The 18,417-nt window shown below is 70.4% G+C and carries 16 protein-coding genes; 9 read left to right on the forward strand and 7 right to left on the reverse strand.

What is annotated here, in order from left to right:
* Position 1: 1 nt before the first annotated feature.
* The 5 genes from JDY09_RS02075 to JDY09_RS02095 all read right to left on the reverse strand — a co-directional run bounded on the left by JDY09_RS02075 (position 2) and on the right by JDY09_RS02095 (position 4,799).
* On the reverse strand, positions 2–937 hold the full coding sequence (locus JDY09_RS02075) for an ImmA/IrrE family metallo-endopeptidase (RefSeq protein WP_274717345.1): 936 nt from the start codon (positions 935–937) through the stop codon (positions 2–4).
* 117 nt (positions 938–1,054) lie between these two features.
* The gene (locus tag JDY09_RS02080) at positions 1,055–1,720 is read right to left on the reverse strand and encodes a hypothetical protein (protein WP_274717347.1); all 666 of its coding nucleotides are present in this window, start codon (positions 1,718–1,720) and stop codon (positions 1,055–1,057) included.
* Entirely contained in the window at positions 1,717–2,394 is a 678-nt protein-coding gene (locus JDY09_RS02085; protein ID WP_274717348.1) for an RNA polymerase sigma factor, read from the reverse strand. The genes JDY09_RS02080 and JDY09_RS02085 overlap by 4 nt, the downstream gene beginning before the upstream one ends.
* A 78-nt stretch (positions 2,395–2,472) precedes the next feature.
* The gene (locus JDY09_RS02090; RefSeq protein WP_274717349.1) at positions 2,473–3,423 is read right to left on the reverse strand and encodes an ABC transporter substrate-binding protein; all 951 of its coding nucleotides are present in this window, start codon (positions 3,421–3,423) and stop codon (positions 2,473–2,475) included.
* A gap of 86 nt (positions 3,424–3,509) precedes the next feature.
* Entirely contained in the window at positions 3,510–4,799 is a 1,290-nt protein-coding gene (locus JDY09_RS02095) for an alpha/beta fold hydrolase (RefSeq protein WP_274717350.1), read from the reverse strand.
* Between the two features lie 190 nt (positions 4,800–4,989).
* Between JDY09_RS02095 and JDY09_RS02100 the strand changes: the two genes are divergently transcribed.
* Complete coding sequence (locus JDY09_RS02100; RefSeq protein ID WP_274717351.1) at positions 4,990–6,021, forward strand: hypothetical protein; 1,032 nt, start codon at positions 4,990–4,992, stop codon at positions 6,019–6,021.
* A gap of 257 nt (positions 6,022–6,278) precedes the next feature.
* Positions 6,279–7,952: an acyl-CoA synthetase gene (locus JDY09_RS02105; protein ID WP_274717352.1), complete on the forward strand. Its 1,674-nt coding sequence runs from the start codon at positions 6,279–6,281 to the stop codon at positions 7,950–7,952.
* A 19-nt stretch (positions 7,953–7,971) separates the two neighbouring features.
* On the opposite strand, the gene JDY09_RS02110 is transcribed toward JDY09_RS02105, so the two are convergent.
* Positions 7,972–9,444: a leucyl aminopeptidase gene (locus tag JDY09_RS02110; protein ID WP_274717353.1), complete on the reverse strand. Its 1,473-nt coding sequence runs from the start codon at positions 9,442–9,444 to the stop codon at positions 7,972–7,974.
* A 192-nt stretch (positions 9,445–9,636) separates the two neighbouring features.
* On the opposite strand from JDY09_RS02110, the gene JDY09_RS02115 reads away from it, so the two are divergent.
* From JDY09_RS02115 to JDY09_RS02125, 3 genes are read left to right on the forward strand one after another with little or no spacing between them, the layout of a single operon-like run.
* Entirely contained in the window at positions 9,637–10,821 is a 1,185-nt protein-coding gene (locus JDY09_RS02115; RefSeq protein WP_274717354.1) for an acetyl-CoA C-acetyltransferase, read from the forward strand.
* Positions 10,822–10,831: 10 nt separating this feature from the next.
* Positions 10,832–11,623 carry an HAD family hydrolase gene (locus JDY09_RS02120; protein ID WP_274717355.1) on the forward strand — a complete coding sequence of 264 codons (792 nt, stop codon included), beginning with the start codon at positions 10,832–10,834 and terminating at the stop codon, positions 11,621–11,623.
* Positions 11,616–12,968, forward strand: coding sequence for an MGH1-like glycoside hydrolase domain-containing protein (locus tag JDY09_RS02125; protein WP_274717356.1), 1,353 nt, complete (start codon positions 11,616–11,618; stop codon positions 12,966–12,968). Before JDY09_RS02120 ends, JDY09_RS02125 begins: the two co-directional genes overlap by 8 nt.
* A gap of 31 nt (positions 12,969–12,999) precedes the next feature.
* On the opposite strand, the gene JDY09_RS02130 is transcribed toward JDY09_RS02125, so the two are convergent.
* Complete coding sequence (locus JDY09_RS02130) at positions 13,000–14,106, reverse strand: GGDEF domain-containing protein (protein WP_274717357.1); 1,107 nt, start codon at positions 14,104–14,106, stop codon at positions 13,000–13,002.
* Between the two features lie 191 nt (positions 14,107–14,297).
* Between JDY09_RS02130 and JDY09_RS02135 the strand changes: the two genes are divergently transcribed.
* From JDY09_RS02135 to JDY09_RS02150, 4 genes are all read left to right on the forward strand, one after another.
* Positions 14,298–15,950 (forward strand): acyl-CoA mutase large subunit family protein, encoded by a 1,653-nt coding sequence (locus tag JDY09_RS02135; RefSeq protein WP_274717358.1) that lies wholly within the window; start codon positions 14,298–14,300, stop codon positions 15,948–15,950.
* A 325-nt stretch (positions 15,951–16,275) separates the two neighbouring features.
* Entirely contained in the window at positions 16,276–16,947 is a 672-nt protein-coding gene (locus JDY09_RS02140; protein ID WP_274717359.1) for a cupredoxin domain-containing protein, read from the forward strand.
* A gap of 48 nt (positions 16,948–16,995) precedes the next feature.
* Positions 16,996–17,445: a cobalamin B12-binding domain-containing protein gene (locus JDY09_RS02145; RefSeq protein ID WP_274717360.1), complete on the forward strand. Its 450-nt coding sequence runs from the start codon at positions 16,996–16,998 to the stop codon at positions 17,443–17,445.
* Positions 17,446–17,466: 21 nt separating this feature from the next.
* The gene (locus JDY09_RS02150; protein ID WP_274717361.1) at positions 17,467–18,378 is read left to right on the forward strand and encodes a potassium channel family protein; all 912 of its coding nucleotides are present in this window, start codon (positions 17,467–17,469) and stop codon (positions 18,376–18,378) included.
* Positions 18,379–18,417 lie beyond the last annotated feature (39 nt).

An 18,417-nucleotide genomic window follows, 5' to 3' on the forward strand; every position in this document is an offset into this window, starting at 1 on the left:
GTCACTCGCTCGCGCTGGCGAGACCGAGAACCGCTAGCCGGCGCTCGAGCGCCTTCCCCGACACGTCGAACAGCGCGCAGAGGTCGGCGAACAGGCTGGGCGACTCGCTCGTTCGCAGCCGCTCGTAGTGGTGGCGCAGAAGCTCGGCCGGCATCAGCAACGCGGCCGCGAACGCGTTCGCCTCGTGTTCGCGCTGCGGATGAAGCTCGCCGCCGCCCCCACCGCCAGTGTCAGGGTGCGCGGGCTTGCCGGTAGCCGCGGCAGCAGGGTCGCCGGAAGCGGGGGCTCGGCCGCCCGTGAACGGGGGCGCTGCGTGTCCGTGCGAGCCGGGCGCCAGCTCGGCGAGCGCTTCGCTGCGGCAGAACACCGGCAAGTGGCGTTCGCGGTGTAGCTCCCAGTGGCCGATCTCGTGGCCGATCGTGAAGCGCCGTCGGGCCGGCCACTGGAGCGCTTCGTCTCGCGCTACCCAAATCTCGCCGCGATCGGGCAACAGCAGTCCCGATATCCGTTGTCCGCGCAGCTCGCCGGGAAGGCCGGGTGCCGCCGAGGGGTCAGCGACGTCGCGCACTCGCAGGCACAGAACCGAATCGGCGATGTCCTCCACCGGCACCGGCAGCCGCACGCCGTCCCAGACGAAACCCGGAACCGAGTCGAGCAACGCTTGCGCGGCGCGCTCGGCGCGCTCGAAGGCGAAGTGCTGGTCAGCGCTGCGGCTGGCGCTCATCGCTGTGAACGACCGCGGCCACCGCCCCGGCGGGACGCTGTGCTCGAACGTGCAGTCGCAGCGCGGGGCGCTGCGCAGAACCTCGTCGATGCGACAGCGCAAGTGCTCGTCTCGGGCGACGAGCACCGCGAGCTTGCGCACCACGTCGTCGTCGCCGTTGAAGGGGCCGAGGCGTATGAAGAGCTCGGCGAAGTCCACGAACTCGCGTCCCACGACATCGGTTACGCCCGGTGGGTCGTTCGAGAAGCGACGGTTCTGACAGCGCGCCCGCGGTCGCGCCCGCGTGACCGCGCTTTCTGGGCTCGGAGGCCGCGTCGCAGCGCTGGGTGCTCACCGTTCGTGGGGCGGATCGCCGAGAAAGAGGCGATCGATTTCGTCGAACTGCTCGCCGTCGTGCTGCCGACCGCCCGGATGTCGCTGCTCGCGCGGCTCGGTCTCGCCGTCGACGGCGCGGGCGAACACCATCCCAGGTTCGCTCAGCGGCGAGGCGGGTGCCAGCGAGCGTGCCGCCGCACGCAGATCGGCGGCTGTCGTCCCCAGCACCCGGGCCAACGCGTCGAGCACCGTGTCGGAGACGCGATCGGCGTCGAGCGTGCCTTGTTCCATCTGGTGGTAGTAGCCGGCCACTTTCTGCTCGCGGCCTACAGCGCCCAGTCGCGCCGCCAGCTCGTTCGCGACGTCGCGTCGCAGCTTGCGGGCACGCTCGCGCAGCGCCGGTAGCACCAGCGGCCACAGCCCCGATCGCCCGCGCAAAGACCGGGCGGCGCGCTCCACCACACGCTCGACGAGTGGATCGGCATCCGCCGGCGGCGGCGTGCGCGGCGCTTCGGCTAGATAGACGTCGATCAGCGCGAGCACCGCTTCCCGTTCGGCCCCCGTCAGCCCCGCACAGAACTCGTGCGGGTCGGGATCCTCGCCGGCATGGAAGGCGGCGACGAAGGCGCGGACGCGCTCGAGCACCCCGTCGACCTGCGAGCTGTCCGATCGCGCTGTCACTCGCCCTCGGTTCGTCCGCGAAGACTCTGCTGTAACTGTCTGCGAAAGCGCGAACAGATCTGGTAGACGTTGTCCACAGTCATTCCCGGGATTCGAGCGGCCACGCTGGCAGGGGCGTCGCCGCGGAGCTCGACCGCCACGACGACCGCGCGGTGATGCTCGTTGAGCGCCCGCAGTTCCGCGAAGAGCGTCTCCCGCTCGTGCATGCGATCGGCGAAGCGACCGTCTTCGCCGGACAGGGTTGCCTCGAAAGCGTCGAGGGGCGTGTCCTGAAGCTGCGCCTCCTGGCGGCGGTAGTGCTGTCGGAAAAAGTCGTCGATCCGACGGTCGAGCACGCGGTGTAGCCAGGCGCGAAACGATCCCGGCCTGCTTGCGTCGATCTTGCCCGCGAGCAGGCTGGACGTCGCGTCGCTCAGCGTTTCCTGGGCAACGTCCTCGGCGTGACAGGCGAGGTCGCCGGCGAGCCGCAGCTGGGCACGCTTCTTGAGGTGCGGAAAGTAGCCGCCGAGCAAGACTTCCAGCGCGCGCCTTGCCCGCTCCACGTCCCCGGCTGCCTGCGCCTCGCGCACGACCTCGACCAGCTCCTCGTCGCTCAACCGCGCGAGGTCGCGGGACCCGGTCACCGAGCGCGCGACCGTCGCAGCTGGATCGTCACCGTCGCGCTCGTCGAACACGGCAGCGATTCTCCCGCATCCGACGGTCGGAGGCGAGGGCGGCGCCGGAAAACGCACCGCTTGGGCCGCCCTGCCGCCTCAGTGCGGCTTGCCCGAGCCCAGTCGTAGAGCGAACGCGTCGGACACGGCAGGTCGGCGGCGCAGGATTCCGAACCGCTCGGCGAACCGTGCCCAGCCGACGAGCGCCGCGCGCGGTACGCGCAAGTCGTCCGCGAACACCGGCAGCACCGCCTGGAGCTGGGCCGCGACGAGCGCGCGCTCGCCGCCGCCCGCGCGTACGATCAGGTCGACAGCGCGTTGCGGCCGGCGCCGGACGCTGTCGATGCCGGCGGCGATCGCTGCCAAGGTGCGTTCGATCGCAGCCCGCCGGCGAGCGAGCTGGGTGCGCGTGGTGACCAGCACGACTTCCGGGAAGCGCGGCGCGCCGAAGCGATCGAGCCGGAACTCGCGCACGCGCGCGCCGCGCAAGCGCAGCGCCACGCCCTCGGCGTTCCAGAACACCGGTGCAGCGTCGATCCGTCCGGCGAGGAGGCTGCGCACCGCTGCGAACCCGACGGTCACGTAGCGGATGCGGCGCGGGTCGCCGCCATCGCCCTCGACGATCGCTCGCACCACAGCCGGGTCGGACGGCAAACCCGAGACACCGACGCGCCGTCCTACGAGATCGCGCGGTCGCGTCACCTCGGCACGCGTGACGAGCGCGGCGAGCGGTACGCGCACGAGTGCCCCGACAGCGACCACGTCGAGCCCCCGTTCGCGCGCGAGGCCGAGGTCCTGGATGTCGAGGACGCCGAGCTGCACCCGATTGGCTTCGAGCAGTTTCAGCGAGTCGGGTGCGGAGCCGGGGGCGCGGATCGCCAGGCGGACACCGTGGCTGCGATCGAGACCGTCCTCGCGAGCCATGAAGAGCGGGGCGTGCACGGCGTTGGGCGTGAAGTCGAGGGCGAGCGCGACGCGTTCGGGGGTTCGCGTGTCCTCGCCGCCACCGCAGCCGGCCAGCGCAGCTAGTGCAGCCAGCGTGGCCAGCACGAGCGCAAGGGTGGACGAGCGTGTGCGAGTAGACGGGCGTGCGAGGCTGGCGGGCCGCAACCGGTGCGATTTCACGGCGCGGTCTTCTACCGCAAACCCGCCGAGGCGCGCAGGCGGGCGTCCGAGCGGCTGGCGCCCGTGCCGTGGCGACGGGACGAGCTGCGCCCGTCGGAGCGGTTACCCGCCCCCCGCGAGGCGCTGCGGAAGAGGTCCACGAGCGCGGTATGTGTTCGCTGCGGATCCTCGACCTGCGGCACGTGCCCGCAAGGCAGGATCAGCTGCTCGACGTTGGGAAGAACCTTGCGCACGTGGCGGTGAAAGCTGGCCGGGACGAGCGTGTCGCGTTTGCCCCACACGAACAGTGCCGGCGTCCGGAGCTCACCGAGCCGTCGCCAGAAGCCACTGTCACCGTGGGCGGGCTCGAGATAGATGTTGCGTGCCGCCGCGTAGAAGGCGGCGCGCCCACGCGCACTGCAGTACGAGCGCAAGAACTCGTCGACCCCCGCTGCCACCCAGTCGTCGCCGGCGGCGCCCGGGATCAGGCGCCGCACGAACAGCTCGGCGAGCGGGCGCGGGGCAGGTTGCAGGAGACCGAGCTCGGGGCGCAGCGCCCGCACGAGTGGTGTCGCTTGTCTGCGCCGCAACCAAGCGAGCGATGGGCACAGAAGGCCGAGCGAGCGCACGCGCTTGGGGTCGGAGAGGGCGATTTCGATCGCGACACGACCGCCCATGCTGTTGCCGACGAAGTGGGCGCTGCGGATTCCGAGGGCGTCGAGTGCTTCACGGACGACTGCTGCGAACCAAGGAGCGTCGTAGGGGGCGCGCAGCGGCTTGGCCGAGTCGCCGAAGCCGGGCAGGTCCAGCGCAACGACGCGGTACGGGATCGCGAGCGCCGCCACTGTGGTCAGGAAGGAGGCCTTCGTGCCGCCAAGGCCGTGGATACAGACGACCGTTGGCCCGTAGCCGGCCTCGCAATAGGCGATCTCGCCGACGCTCGTGGCGACGCGGGCGAATCGCAAGCGCCCGCGCTGGGGCCGCGCGGTGGCAGCGAGAAAGCCGATCCCCAGGTGCAGGTCGCGCCGGACGCGCAGCCGGCCGCGGGCGAAAATCGCCATACCTTCGCGAAGGTCGTCGGCAAGCGCTCGCCAGCCATCGGGGTCGGCAGTGATGATCGCGTCGGGGCGTCCGCGCGGACGATCCAGACGCGGCTTGCGGCCGTCGGCAACCAGGCAGTCGACCGTGCCCTGCCGGCTGAACTCGAGCCGGATCCGCGCCTCGCCGCGCGGGAGATCGATGAACCGGCCATCGAAGCGACCCAGGAGCTGCTCGAGCGGCTCCGGGGGCCGTTCCCAAAGGGGTTTCGGTGGGGTGCTCACGGCCGCGTCTACCTCTACCACGTCCGTCGGATTTAGATACTCGGTATCCCCGGCCGGTCCTTGAGCGGGCCGGGTTCGCGAGCCATCCGCGGCGCCGCAGCTTCGCCGATCGCCCTGCTCACAGGTCTTGGGACCGTCTCGTAACGAACGCGGCGATTACGTCACCGCGCGCCGCCTACCGTCGCGAGCGATGACCTGTGTGCGTTCTCGCGCTACCACTCGACGCTACCTCACGTCGGAGACTCGCGGCCAAGCGACCGTCGAGTGGATAGGCCTCGTTCTGGCGATCGCGATCGTCCTCGCCGGAGCGGCGGCTGTCGCGCAACGGGCCGACACGCTCGCCTTCGCCAGCGCCCTCGCGCGGCAGCTCCTGTGCGTGCTCGCGAGCGATCGCTGCGAGCGTGGCGACGGCGATCTCGAGCGCGCTTACGGGGCACGGTTGGCCGAGACGATCCGCGACCATGCCCCTGGTCTCGTGTACCAGCGCGCGGAGGTGGGCGGCTCCGAGCGGGCGGTCGCTGCACGGAGCACGGGCGAAGTCGACGTTCCCGTCGATTGGCGCAGATGCCGCCAGCGAAGCTGCGCCAGCGCTTTCGCGACGGCCGGCACCACTCTCGCCGCCAGCGCGCGGGGTGTGCCGGCGGCGGCGTTCGTGCACGTTGTGCGCCGCGGCGGGCGCACCTACGTGCAGTACTGGTTCTACTACCCCGACTCGCGCACCCGCACAATCGCCGACGGGCTGTTTCGCCTCCTCGGTCGGCCGACGCCCGGGTACCACCGCGACGACTGGGAGGCCTACGAGATCCGGATCGAGCCCGACGGGAGCGTCCTCTCCCGCGCCTCTAACCACGGCGACTGGTTCCCGTGCCGTCTCGGCGCGCTCAAGAGCGCGCTGCGTGTCGTCCGCGAGGAGCTGCCCCGCCTCGTGCCCATCGACCCGCTGCGCGGTGCAGCGCGGGGCATACCACCAGTGCGCCGCACGTGCGTCGAGTGGCTGGCCGCGAGCCGCTGGGTGCGCGTCGACCCGGGTAGCCACGCCAACTCGCTGGCGATGCCCGATTCGCACCCGACCCACGTCCGCGACGGGATCTACGTCGCGCCGGCCGACCTCGTGTTGATCCCGCTCGACAGCCACGCCCGATCCGGCTACCGCGAACTCGGCGATGTGCGGCCGCCCTGGCAGAAGGACGTCTTCCGCGAACCGGAAGCGCCCGACTCCTAGCTCGCGAATCGCGGTCAGCGGTGCAAGGTGGCACCGGCGAGCAGCAGCAGGCGGCACCTACTCGCTAGCCGCGAAGCGCCGCGTGCGGTACCTTCCCGAACCTGCGTGCTACTTCCTGCACGCGGATTCAAACTCCGGTCGGCGTGTGCCGATGCAAGGGATCGTGACCCTCTCGCGTGCGCGCCGAACCTTTGCCACCTACACCGACTTCGCCAGCGCGCCCCGCTCAACCCCAGGCCAGCCAAGGAGACAAAGAGGTGAGTGACAGCCTGCTCCAGGTTGCCGACCGCGTCTTGTACCAGCTCGGTACGGTCAAGATCCTCGCCGAGCGCGGCGTCATCCGACCGATGCGACCCGACCGCGCGCTCGCTTTCGCGCGCACGCTGCTGCGCTGGGGGCCGTCGCCGGGTGCGGCCTCGATCGGCCTCGCGGCGCGTTTCCCCGACGAGCCCCAGATCATCGACGAGATCGGCACGCTCACCTTCCGCGAGGTCAACGAACGCACCAATCGCTTGGCGGACGCCCTTAGAGCGCGTGGTCTCGGTCCCGGCTCGCAGATCGCGATCATGTGCCGCAACCACCGCGGCTTCATCGAGACCGTGCTGGCCGCGTCGAAGCTCGGGGCCGACTCTCTGTTTCTGAACACGATGTTCGCCGGGCCGCAGCTCGCCGACGTCATCAAGCGCGAGGGTCCCGACGCGGTCGTCTACGACGAAGAGTTCGCCGAGATCGTGCGGCCGGCCGCGCGGCGGCGCAAGCGGTTTGTCGCCTGGCAGGACAGTTTGCGCCCGGCCGATCCCACCCTCCAGGAGCTGATCGACGAGGGGTCGCCGCGCAACCCCGATCCGCCCGGACGCACCCCGCGCGTGACGATCCTCACGTCCGGTACCACCGGCACGCCCAAAGGCGCGCGGCGATCGACGCCCGATTCGATCGACCCCGCCGTCAGCTTCCTCTCGAAGATCCCCTTGCAGGCGCGCCAGCGCACGCACATCGCGTCGCCGCTGTTCCACTCCTGGGGCTTGGCGCACTTCCAGATCGGTCTTCTGATCGGCTCGACGTACGTGCTGCGGCGCCGCTTCCAACCCGAGGAGTGTCTCGCTGTCGTCGCCCAGCATCGCTGCTACTCGTTGGCGGCCGTGCCGGTGATGCTGAAGCGGATCCTCGAGCTCCCCGAGGAGGTGCGCCGCCGCTACGACCTCTCATGTCTCAAGGTCGTGGCGTTGTCGGGCTCGGCGCTGCCCGGCGATCTCGCGCTGCGCTGGATGGACGAGTTCGGCGACAACCTCTACAACCTCTACGGCTCGACCGAGGTCGCCTGGGCGACGATCGCCACGCCCGCCGAGTTGCGCGCCGCTCCCGGCACCGCGGGCACGCCGCCGCGCGGCACGGTCGTGCGGCTCTACGACGAGGAGGGTCGCCCGGTACCCGCTGGCCGGACTGGCCGCATCTTCGTCGGCAACCGGATGCTCTTCGAGGGCTACACCGACGGCAACTCGAAAGAGGTGATCGACGGGCTCATGGCCACCGGCGACGTCGGTCGCTTCGACTCCGCTGGGCGCCTGTTCGTCGAAGGGCGTGACGACGAGATGATCGTCTCGGGCGGCGAGAACGTCTTCCCGCAGGAGGTCGAGGACGCGCTCGCCGTGCATCCGGCGGTGCGCGAAGCGGCCTGCATTGGCGTAGACGACGAAGAGTGGGGCCAGCGCCTGGTCGCCTTCGTCGCGCTCGAGGCGGGTAGCACAGCGAGCGAAGACGACCTCAAGGACTGGGTGCGCAGCAACCTCGCCCGTTACAAGGTGCCGCGCGAGGTGATCTTCCTCGACGAGCTGCCGCGCAACGCCACCGGCAAGGTGCTGAAGCGAGTGCTGCGCGAACGCTACGAGCAGAGCGCGCAGCCGGCCACGGGTAGGGCCGTCGCTTCCTCCTAGGCGCTGCGCGTCGGCGCGCCTACGCGACCAGCCGGCGGGCGAGCTCGACGAGCGCGCGCACGCCGAACCCCGACGCGCCCTTGCCGACGTACTCGCGGCCACGGGCCCACGCCGTGCCGGCGATGTCGAGGTGCGCCCACGGCCGCCCATCTACGAACTCGGCCAGGAACTGTGCGGCGTAGCACGACAGCGCTTTGCGCTCGAGACTGGCGTTTACGAGGTCAGCGTGCTCTCCGCGGACCATCTCGGCGAAGTCGCTGTGGAGGGGCATCCGCCAGGTGTCCTCGCCGGTGGCGGCGAACGCCGCCGCGACTGTTGCGGCCCACTCGTCGTCGTTGGCGAAAAGACCGGCGTAGGTCGAACCGAGCGCGACGATGATCGCGCCCGTGAGGGTCGCGAGGTCGACGAGCCGCTCGGCACCCTCGCGGACCGCGTAGGTGAGGGCGTCGGCGAGCAGCAGCCGGCCTTCGGCGTCGGTGTTGGTGATCTCGATCGTGCGGCCGTTCAGCGCGGTGACGATGTCGCCCGGTTTGAACGCGCCGCCGTCGGGCATGTTCTCGCAGGCCGGGACGACAGCGGTGACGCGTAGCGGCAGGGCGAGCTCGGCGATCGCGCCGACCGCCTCGATCACAGCGGCGCCGCCGGACATGTCGAACTTCATCTCGTGCATGCGCTGGGCGGGTTTGATCGAGATACCGCCGCTGTCGAAGGTCACCGCCTTGCCGACCAGCCCGAGGTGCGGTCCGCGCGCCGCGCTCGGCGCGTAGCGGAGCACGATCAGGCGCGGTTCGCTCACCGAGCCGCGCGCCACCGCAGCGAACGCGCCCATGCCGAGCCGCTCGATCCCCTCGCGGTCGAGGAGCTCGACCTCGAGCGACGCGTGCTGGTCGGCGATTTCGCCAGCGCGCTCGGCGAGGAACGTCGGCGTCGCGACGTTGCCCGGCAAGTTCTGGAGATCGCGCGCGCGGTTCGCCGCGAGCGTCGCGATCCGTGCCCGCTCGATCGCCGCTTCGCAACCCGTGGCGCAGACGATCAGCCGTTCAAGGCCGCTGTCGTCGCCGTCGCCACCGCCCCCGCTCTTGAACCGGTCGAAGCGGTACGCACGCAGCAGCGTCCCCTCGACGAGCGCGGCAGCGAGCTGCCCGGCGCTCGCCGCAGTAGTTTCGGAGCTCGTCGACGTGGGGAGCGGCCAGGCGACGCTGCGCACCGCAAGCTGCGCAGCGCGCTGGGCGACCGCCGCCGCCGCCGCCCGCAGCCGTTCGTGATCGAGCTCGCTGCGCTTGCCGAGCCCGACGACGATCACCCGCTGGCCGCTCGCGTCGTGGCCGTGGGCCAGGTGCCTGTAGCGCGCTCGCGCCTCGCCGAGCTCAAGGAGTTGCGCTGCGACCTTGTCGGCAGGCGCCTGCTCGTCTTCGAATAGGGGGACGACGCGCGCGCTAGCGCCGCTGTCGGCAGGAGAGTTGTCGCTCGTCAGCACCTCGACCGGGGCCACGGCTCGGGCAGTGTACGGCCCCGGTGGTGGCGAGCGCGATCGGTGGTGTGCGCAGCGGGTACCGGGCCAAGGGGGTATCGTTCCCGCGTCGCTTTGCTCGCGAGCGGCCGTCGCCGCCGGCTCGCGGGCCCGCGGCCCCGCCAGCGCCAGCAACCGCAGCTTCCAGCACGCGAAGGAGGGAGAAGCCGACCGATGCCCAAGACCGTCATCCTCGGAGCCGCCCGCACCCCGTTCGGCAAGCTCGGCGGCGCGCTCGCTTCTCTCGACGCGACCGACCTCGGTGGTCATGCGATCGCTGCTGCGCTAGAGCGCGCCGATGTGGCACCGGAACAGGTCGAGCAGGTCGTTTTCGGCCAGGTGCTCCAGGCAGGGCAGGGTCAAATCCCCTCGCGCCAGGCGCAGATCAAGGCTGGCATTCCCCGCGAGGTGCCCTCCGAAACGATCAACAAGGTGTGTGCCTCGGGGCTGCGCGCCGCCGGCATCGTCGACCAGGCGATCCGCGCCGGCGAGATCGAGGTGGCGGTGGCCGGCGGGATGGAGTCGATGTCCAACGCCCCCTACCTACTTAAGCAGGCGCGGTTCGGCTACCGGATGGGCGACGCCAAGCTGCTCGACGCGATGATCAACGACGGCTTGCGCAACCCCTTCACCGGCAAGCACATGGGCGAGGAGGCCGACGAGGTTGGCGAGGAGCTCGAGATCACGCGCGCCGACATGGACCGCTTCGCCCTGCGTTCGCACGAGCTCGCGATCCGCGCGATCGACGAGGGACGTCTCCCCGAAGAGATCGTCCCCGTGACCGTCCGCTCCAAGAAGGCCGAGACGACCGTCGCGATCGACGAGGCGCCGCGGCGCGACACCTCGCTCGAGAAACTCGCCAAGCTGCCCGGCGCTTTCCACAAGGACGGTGCCCACACGGCCGGCAACGCCCCGGGTGTGAACGACGGGGCGGGGGCCCTCGTGCTCGCGTCGGACGAGTGGGCCAAGCGCAACGGCCGTAAGCCGCTCGCGACGATCGTTTCCCAGGCGGCGATCGCCGACGACTTCCCGTACCTGGCGCGCACACCGGCGAAAGCGGCGAAGAAAGCGCTCGACAAGGTCGGTATCGCCGTCGACGACGTCGACCTCTTCGAGATCAACGAGGCGTTCGCATCGGTCGCGATCAACTCGGTGCGCATGCTCGGCATCGACGAGGCGAAGGTGAACGTCAACGGCGGGGCGATCGCGCTCGGTCACCCGATCGGCGCGAGCGGTGCGCGCATCCTGATGACGCTCGCCTACGAGCTCCGCCGCCGCGGTGGCGGCATCGGTGTCGCAGCTATCTGCTCGGGCGGCGGCCAGGGCGACGCGATCGTGATCGAGGTCGACGGCGCCTAGCTGCGGCTCGGTGTCGAGCGACCGCGCTGCCGCCTTCTTCGATCTCGACAAAACGCTGCTCGAAGGCTCCAGCGCCTTCTATTTCGCACGGGCGGCGTTCGAGAGCGGCATGCTCTCGCGCCGCCAGCTGGCACGCGATCTCGTCGCCAACCTCGCCTTCCGTCTGCGCGGATCGACCGACGAACAGACCGAAGCCGTCAAGCGGCGTGTCCTCGACGCGATCGCCGGTCAGCGCCAGCGCGACCTGATGCGTCTCGGCCCGCGCGTGTTGAGCAGCGTCTTGCCGCGCCTCTACCCGCAGATGCTCGAGGAGGCGTGGAGCCATCAAGAAGCCGGCCGCAAGGTCTACATCGTCACCGCCGCCGCGCAGGAGCTCGCTGACGCGCTCGCCCACGTTCTCGGTTTCGACGGTGCCGTTGGCATGCGCGCGGAGGTCGAGGGGGGTGTCTACACCGGGCGCCTCGCCGGCCCCTTCACATACCGCGAAGGCAAGGCGGAAGCGATCCGGGAGCTCGCCGCGCGCGAGGGCTTCGACCTCGAACGCTCGTTCGCCTACTCGGACTCCGAGTCGGATCTGCCGATGCTCAGAGCGGTAGGCAATCCAGTGGCGGTGAACCCCGACAAGGAGCTCGAGCGCATCGCCCGCGCCGAGGGTTGGCGGATCATGCGTTTCGACAGGCTCGCGCTCAAATTGCGCCTGGGCGCTGCGCTCGCCACGGCGGCCGCGGGCGGGGCGTGCGCCGCACTCGTCGTGCGGCGGGCACGACCGCGTCGGCGGTGGCGGGTGCTCGCGCGTGTCTGATCGCGCGGCGAGCAGCGACGGCGGCTTGCGGGCGGCCTGCCTAGGGACGCTTGCCCGCTGCGATCGCGGCACCTACACGGTGCCCTCGCCGCTCACCTACCCGCACCAGTGGAACTGGGACTCGGCGTTCGCTGCGCTCGGCTGGCTGTGTGTCGATCCTCGACGGGCGTGGCAAGAGCTCGAAACGCTCACGGGTGCGCAAGCCCGCGACGGTCTCGTACCCCACATCGCTTACGCCTCCCCCCGTCCGCTCGAACGCCTGGCCCCACTCCTTCACCGCATCCCGAGCCTCGCACGTTTTCTGCCCGCTCTCGTCCGCTCGCGCTACTCGCCATCGCCGGGCTGGTGGGGGTGGCTGCGCGGCCGTGACGGGCGCTTACGCACGGCGATAACCCAGCCGCCGGTAGCCGCAACCGCCGCGCGGCTGCTTTTCGAATCCACCGGCGACGAGCTCGCTGCACGGCGTCTGCTCGCGCCGCTCAGTCGCTGGCACGCGTTTCTGCTCGGCGCGCGCGACCCCTGCGGGCTCGGCGAGCCGGTCCTGATCCATCCTTGGGAGTCGGGGCGCGACAACGCCGTCGAATGGGACGCACCGCTCGCGCGCATACGTCCCGCGGTGCGCGTGGTGCCGCGTCCCGATCGGCGCTACGTCGACGCTGCCGAACGGCCGAGCGACGACCACTACCGGCGCTTCATGACGCTCGTTCGCGAGGGGACGCGCCGCGGCTGGCCGCAGCGCGAGCTCGCCGCGAGCGGCCCCTTTCGCGTTCTCGACCCCGCTTTCAGTGCGATCCTCGCGCGCGCCGCCGCGGACCTCGCCTGGCTGTGTTCCGAACTCGGCGAAACCCGGCTCGCCGAAGCCGAAGCAGAGCGTGGCGAACGTGTCGGTGCTGCGCTACGGGCACGGCTTGGTAGCGACGGCCTGTTGCGCGCGGTCGATCTCGTGACCGAGGAAGAGACCGACGCACTGTCGTGTGCGAGCGCGCTCGCGGCGGTAGCGCCAGACCTACCCGACAGGGCGGTCGCGGCAGTCGCCAAGCTGGTGACTGCCGGGGCGCTTGCCAGTCCGGTCGGCGTTCGTTCGCTCGCTCGCGACGACCCGCGCAACGAGCCGCGTCGCTACTGGCGCGGCCCCGTGTGGGTGAACGTGACGTGGCTGTGCGCATTCGCGCTGTCCGAGCACGGTTTTCGCAGCGAAGCCGAGCTTCTGCGCTTGCGCCTCGTCGAGTGCGTGCGCGATGGTGGGATCCGCGAGTACTTCGTGCCCGCTTCGGGACGCGGTCTCGGGGCTCGCGACTTCGCTTGGACGGCCGCTCTCGCCTTGAGCACGCTTGCTGGACGCTGAGCGCGCTCGCCGAACGGCGACGCGGATGGGCTCAACGCGGCGCTTGCGCAGCCAGCGCCGGATCGTCGAGCTGCCTGGCGGCTAGCTCGACACGATCGCGGCCGGCGCGCTTGGCCCGGTAGAGAGCTTCGTCGGCTTCGGCGACGAGCTGCTCGAGCGTGACGTCGGCGCCACGCGCGATCGTCACGCCGAAGCTGATCGTCACCGTCAAACCCGACGGCGAGCGAGCTGCGGCGACGGCCTGTCGCAACCGCTCGCACACCGCCACCGCGCGCTCCCTGTCGGCGAGTGGCAAAAGAGCCACGAACTCTTCGCCGCCGATGCGGAACAGCTGGTCGCCGCCGCGCAGCGACTTGCGCATCGCGCGCGCGACCGTGCGCAACACCTCGTCGCCGACGAGATGACCGTAGGTGTCGTTGATCTCTTTGAACCGGTCGATGTCGCCGATCGCGAACGCGAGCGCTCGCGGCGCCTGCGCCTGCGCAGGATCACGCAAAAGCTGGTCGAGCCGCAGTCTGAGGGCGGCCCGGTTGAGCAGCCCGGTCAGGGGGTCGACGAGCGCCTCGCGCCGGTGCTTGCGGTCGGATTCGACGGTCGCAGTCGAGAGCAGGATCGCTCCCAACACCAGTGCCATCGGGAAGATCACCCGCGATGGCCGCTCGGCGACGGCGGCGGGATCGATCGCGACGGTGCTCGCGAACAGCAGCGCGTAGATGTAGGCGCTGCCGATCAACACGCCCTGGCGCTCGAAACGTGCGGCGAGCGTGATCGCCGGGAGAGCCAACCAGGGGACGCCGGGACTCTCGGGTCCGCCGGTGAGCACGACGGCGACGGAGATCGCGAGCGGGCTCACGGCCCAGCCCGCCGCGGCCCAGGGGAAGGGGTTCGCCGCTCGCCGCATCAAGCGCTCGCAGACCGGGAACGCGACCACTGTCGCGAAGAACGGGAACAACCACCACGCGCCCAGCTCGGGGGTTGCGAGGAGCAGCGAAAACGCAAGGACGGCGAACGTCATCCGTCGGTAGCGGCTAATCCGCTCTTCGATATCGAGCAGCCGCTCGCGACGCAGCTGGTCGGCGAGAGTCAGGTTGGCGCCCTCGGGGTGCTCGGGCGCGGCGGTTTTTGAACCTCCTGTCAACCCCGCTTGTGCCCTCCGAGCGGATCCAGGTGTTCCAGCCGCATGGCGTGACCGGGCGGATCGCTGCCTCCCCCAGCGATCCTCCTCGAAGTATCTGTCGGCACAAGCGCGGGCTTGCTTGATGCGCCGTCCCGGGCGCCCCGTTCCCAGTACGCGTTCGAGACCTGCGGTGCCGTACTCTTTACGCAACGATGGGGGTGGAGGAGCCCGCACGCGGCGGGACAGAGCGCTGGTTGCGCGAGCGCTATAGCCGCGCCCGCGAACGCGAAGCGCTGTTCACCACGATCTCCGGCGAGCCGATCAAGCCCCTCTACGGCCCCGAGGACCTGCCCCCGTTCTCGGAGATCGGCTACCCGGGCGAGTTCCCCTACACGCGCGGCGTCTACCCGTCGATGTACCGCGGGCGCCTCTGGACGATGCGCCAGTTCGCCGGTTTCGGCACGGCCGAGGAGACGAACGAGCGCTTCCTGTACCTGCTCGAGCAGGGGCAGACCGGTCTCTCGACCGCGTTCGACATGCCGAGCTTGATGGGCCACGACTCCGACCACCCGCGCTCCGAGGGCGAGGTTGGGCGCGAGGGTGTGGCGATCGACTCGGTCGTCGACATGGAGCGGCTCTTCCGCGGCATCCCGCTCGACCAGGTTTCAGTGTCGATGACGATCAACGCCCCGGCAGCGGTGATGCTCGCGTTTTTCGTGGTCGCTGCCGAGCGGCAAGGCGTGCCGCCCGACAAGCTGCGCGGCACGATCCAGACCGACATCCTCAAGGAGTACATCGCGCAGAAGGAGTGGTGTTTCCCGATCGAGCCGGCGATGCGGCTCGTGACCGACATGGTCGAGTTCTGCGCGCGCGAGATGCCGCTCTGGCACCCGATCTCGGTGTCCGGCTACCACATCCGCGAGGCGGGGTCGACCGCTCAGCAGGAGCTCGCCTTCACGCTCAAGGACGGCTTCACCTACGTCGAGTACGCGCTCGAGCGCGGCCTCGACATCGACTCCTTCGCGCCCCGCTTCTCCTTCTTCTTCAACGCTCACATCGACTTTTTCGAGGAGATCGCCAAGTTCCGCGCCGCCCGGAGAATCTGGGCGCGGGAGCTGCGCGACACCTACGGTGCCCGCGACGAGCGCTCGCTTCTGATGCGCTTCCACACCCAGACGGCGGGCTGCTCGTTGACCGCCCAGCAGCCGCTCAACAACATCGTGCGCACGACGATCGAGGCGCTCGCGGCCGTGCTCGGCGGCACGCAGTCGCTGCACACCAACTCCTACGACGAAGCGCTCGCGCTGCCGACCGAAGAGGCGGTGCGCGTTGCCTTGCGCACCCAACAGATCATCGCCCACGAGACCGGCGTGACGAACACGATCGACCCGCTGGGCGGTTCCTACTTCGTCGAGGCGCTGACCGACCGCATGGAGCAGGCCGCCTACGACTACTTCCGGCGCATCGACGAACTCGGGGGGATGGTCGAGGCGATCAAGCAGAACTTCCCCCAGCGCGAGATCGCCGAAGCGGCGTTCCGCTACCAGCAGGAGGTCGAGCGCGGCGAGCGCGTCGTGGTTGGCGTCAACCGCTACCAGGTGCCGGAAGAGGAAGAGGTTGAGATCCTGCGCATTCCCTACGAGGTCGAGCGCAAGCAGATCGAGCGTGTTCGGCGGGTGCGCGCCGAGCGCGACGCGCGGCGTGCAGAACACGCGCTGGAGCGGCTACGCGAGGCGGCTCGCAGCGAAGACGAGAACCTGATGTGGCCGCTGCTCGACTGCGCGCGTGCCCACTGCACCGAGGGCGAGATCGTCGAGTCGCTGCAAACCGTCTTCGGACGCTACGTCGAGACACCGGTGTTCTGACGCCGTCCGTTCGTACCTGCCCCCGAGACCAGGAGGTGCCCCGATGGAAGAGCAGACGCCTCGTCAGCCCGCATGCGCCGATCACCGTGGTTTTGGCGCGCGAACCGGCGCCCACCCGGTGCCCGCTGGCGCGCGCGGCAGGGCCCGCGGTCGGCGGCTCGCCGCCGGGACGGCGGCTTTGGTCGTCGCCGCCGCGCTGCCGACCGCGCAGGCGCTGGGCAGCGCTGCGGCAAGCGGGCCGGCGAACGCGTCGAGCAGTGCTGCGCCCGCCTCCGAAGACGTCTCGCCGACTGTGGCCGCGACCGGCTCTCGGCCCGCGGCGGGCGTGTCCACTACAGCGACCACCACGTCCGGCGCCACCACGCCGCCAGCTCCCGCCGGTGACGGCAGCTCGAGCACCACGCAGCAAGCACTCGGCGGGCAGTCTTCGGGCGGCGACGCCCCGGCGACCGCGGGTGCGACCGGCGCTGGTGCCAACGGCGAGCGTGCCGCCCGGGTCCGCAAGGCGGCGGCGAGCGTGACGATCCGTAACTTCGCGTTCAGCCCGGCGACCGTCACGGTGCGGGTGGGCGAGACCGTCACCTGGACGAACGCCGACTCGGTTGTCCACAACGCGGCGGGGAACGGCTTCCGCACACCGTTGCTCGAGCGCGGGCAAAGCGCCTCCTACACCTTCACCCGCCCGGGCACCTACCGCTACCACTGCGATCCCCACCCCTTCATGCGCGGCACGGTCGTGGTCGTGGCTGCGCAGGGCGGCGGCAGCGGATCCGGTGCCGCCGCTGGCGGCAAGGCCGGGGGCGCCACGGGTTCGGCGGGGAACGCCGGTGGTGCCGGGAGCGGCGGAGGCAGCGGCCAGCAGGGCGCCGCTGCGAACTCGCCCTCCCTGCCGGCGACCGGTGCGGCAGCGGGCTTGCTGGCGCTGCTCGGCGCCGGTTTCGTCGCTGGCGGCGCGCTCGTCCGCCGAGCGGCGCGGCGGCTTGCCGAGCACAGCTAGCGTCGCGACCGCGGCGCAACCTGCCTCGGGTAAACTGCGGCGCTCGCGATGGCGCAAGCCACCGACAGCGGCGGGCAGGCGACGTCGACCGCGACGCGGAAGATCCGCGTCGTCGTCGCTAAGCCCGGACTCGACGGTCACGACCGCGGCGCGAAGATCATCGCGCGCGCGTTGCGCGACGCTGGCATGGAGGTCATCTACACCGGTCTCCACCAGACGCCTGAACAGATCGTGGAGACCGTGATTCAGGAGGACGCCGACGCTGTCGGTCTGTCGATCCTCTCCGGTGCGCACATGACTCTCGTGCCGCGCGTCGTGAAGCTGCTCGAGGAGCAAGGTGTCGACGACGTCGTGGTCGTCGTGGGCGGAACCATTCCCAAGGACGACATTCCCGAGCTCAAGAAGCTCGGCGTCGCCGAGGTGTTCACGCCCGGCTCGTCGGTGCAGGCGATCGTCGAGTTTTTGCGCTCGGCCGTCGCCGAGCGCCGCGCCCTCTAGGCGAACGCCGAGAGCGGCAGCGTGCTTGCGACCTTAGCCTGCACGCTCATCGGAGCGGCGCTGCTCGCGCTCGCCCTACGAGACATCTTCGATTCGCTCTTCCACCCGGAGGGGAACAGCCGCCTCTCGCGCTTCATCGCGCGCCGGACCTGGGGTGCCGTTTCGAGCCTCACGCGGACACGACAGGGCCTGGCCGTCGCCGGCCCGCTCGCGGTTTTCGCGGTCATCGGAGCTTGGGCTCTTCTGTTCGTACTCGCCTTCGCCCTGATCTACCTACCACACGTCGCTAATGCGTTCGAGGCGCCTGGTGGGGGGCTGCCTCGCGGGTTGGGTAGCCGCTGTGCCGAAGCTGTCGCGTTTTCGTTGCAAGTCCTCACGACACTCGGTTTTTCGGACCTCGTGCCGGAAGCGCCATGGCTGCGGATCCTTGCGCCCTTCGAGGCGCTGATCGGGTTCGGCCTCTTGAGCGCGAGCATTTCCTGGCTCTTGACAGCCCAGCCGGTGCTGGCACGACGGCGCGAGCTCGCCTACGAGCTGTACCTCGCGATGCGGACTGCCGGCTTCGACGAGGCTGCGTTCGCAAACGATGTCGCAATGCTGGTGCGCGAGCTAGTGCCGCGCCTGGTCGTCGTCGAACGCGACCTCGTCGCGTTTCCCGTCACCTTCTACTTTGCGGTCTCCGACGAACGTTTCTCCCTGGCTGCCGCACTTCCCGCGCTCGAGCGCGCGCGAACGCGGCTCGAGCGGGGCAGGACAGGCCCCGCCGAGGTGAGAGAGCATGTGCGAGTGCTCGGAGAAGCGCTGGACGATCTCGCCGCCACCATCGCCACGCATCTCCGGGTCGCAGGGTTGGGAACCGCTGCCGTATTCGACGCCTACGCACGCGCACACCGTGTTCGGCCTTGGATCGGGGCGGGACAGCGTCACCGCTAGCCGCCTGCTTAGCGGACCGCTGTCTCGCTCCCTACCGAC

Origin of the sequence: Thermoleophilum album (assembly GCF_028867705.1) — a bacterium.
Taxonomy (GTDB): domain Bacteria; phylum Actinomycetota; class Thermoleophilia; order Solirubrobacterales; family Thermoleophilaceae; genus Thermoleophilum.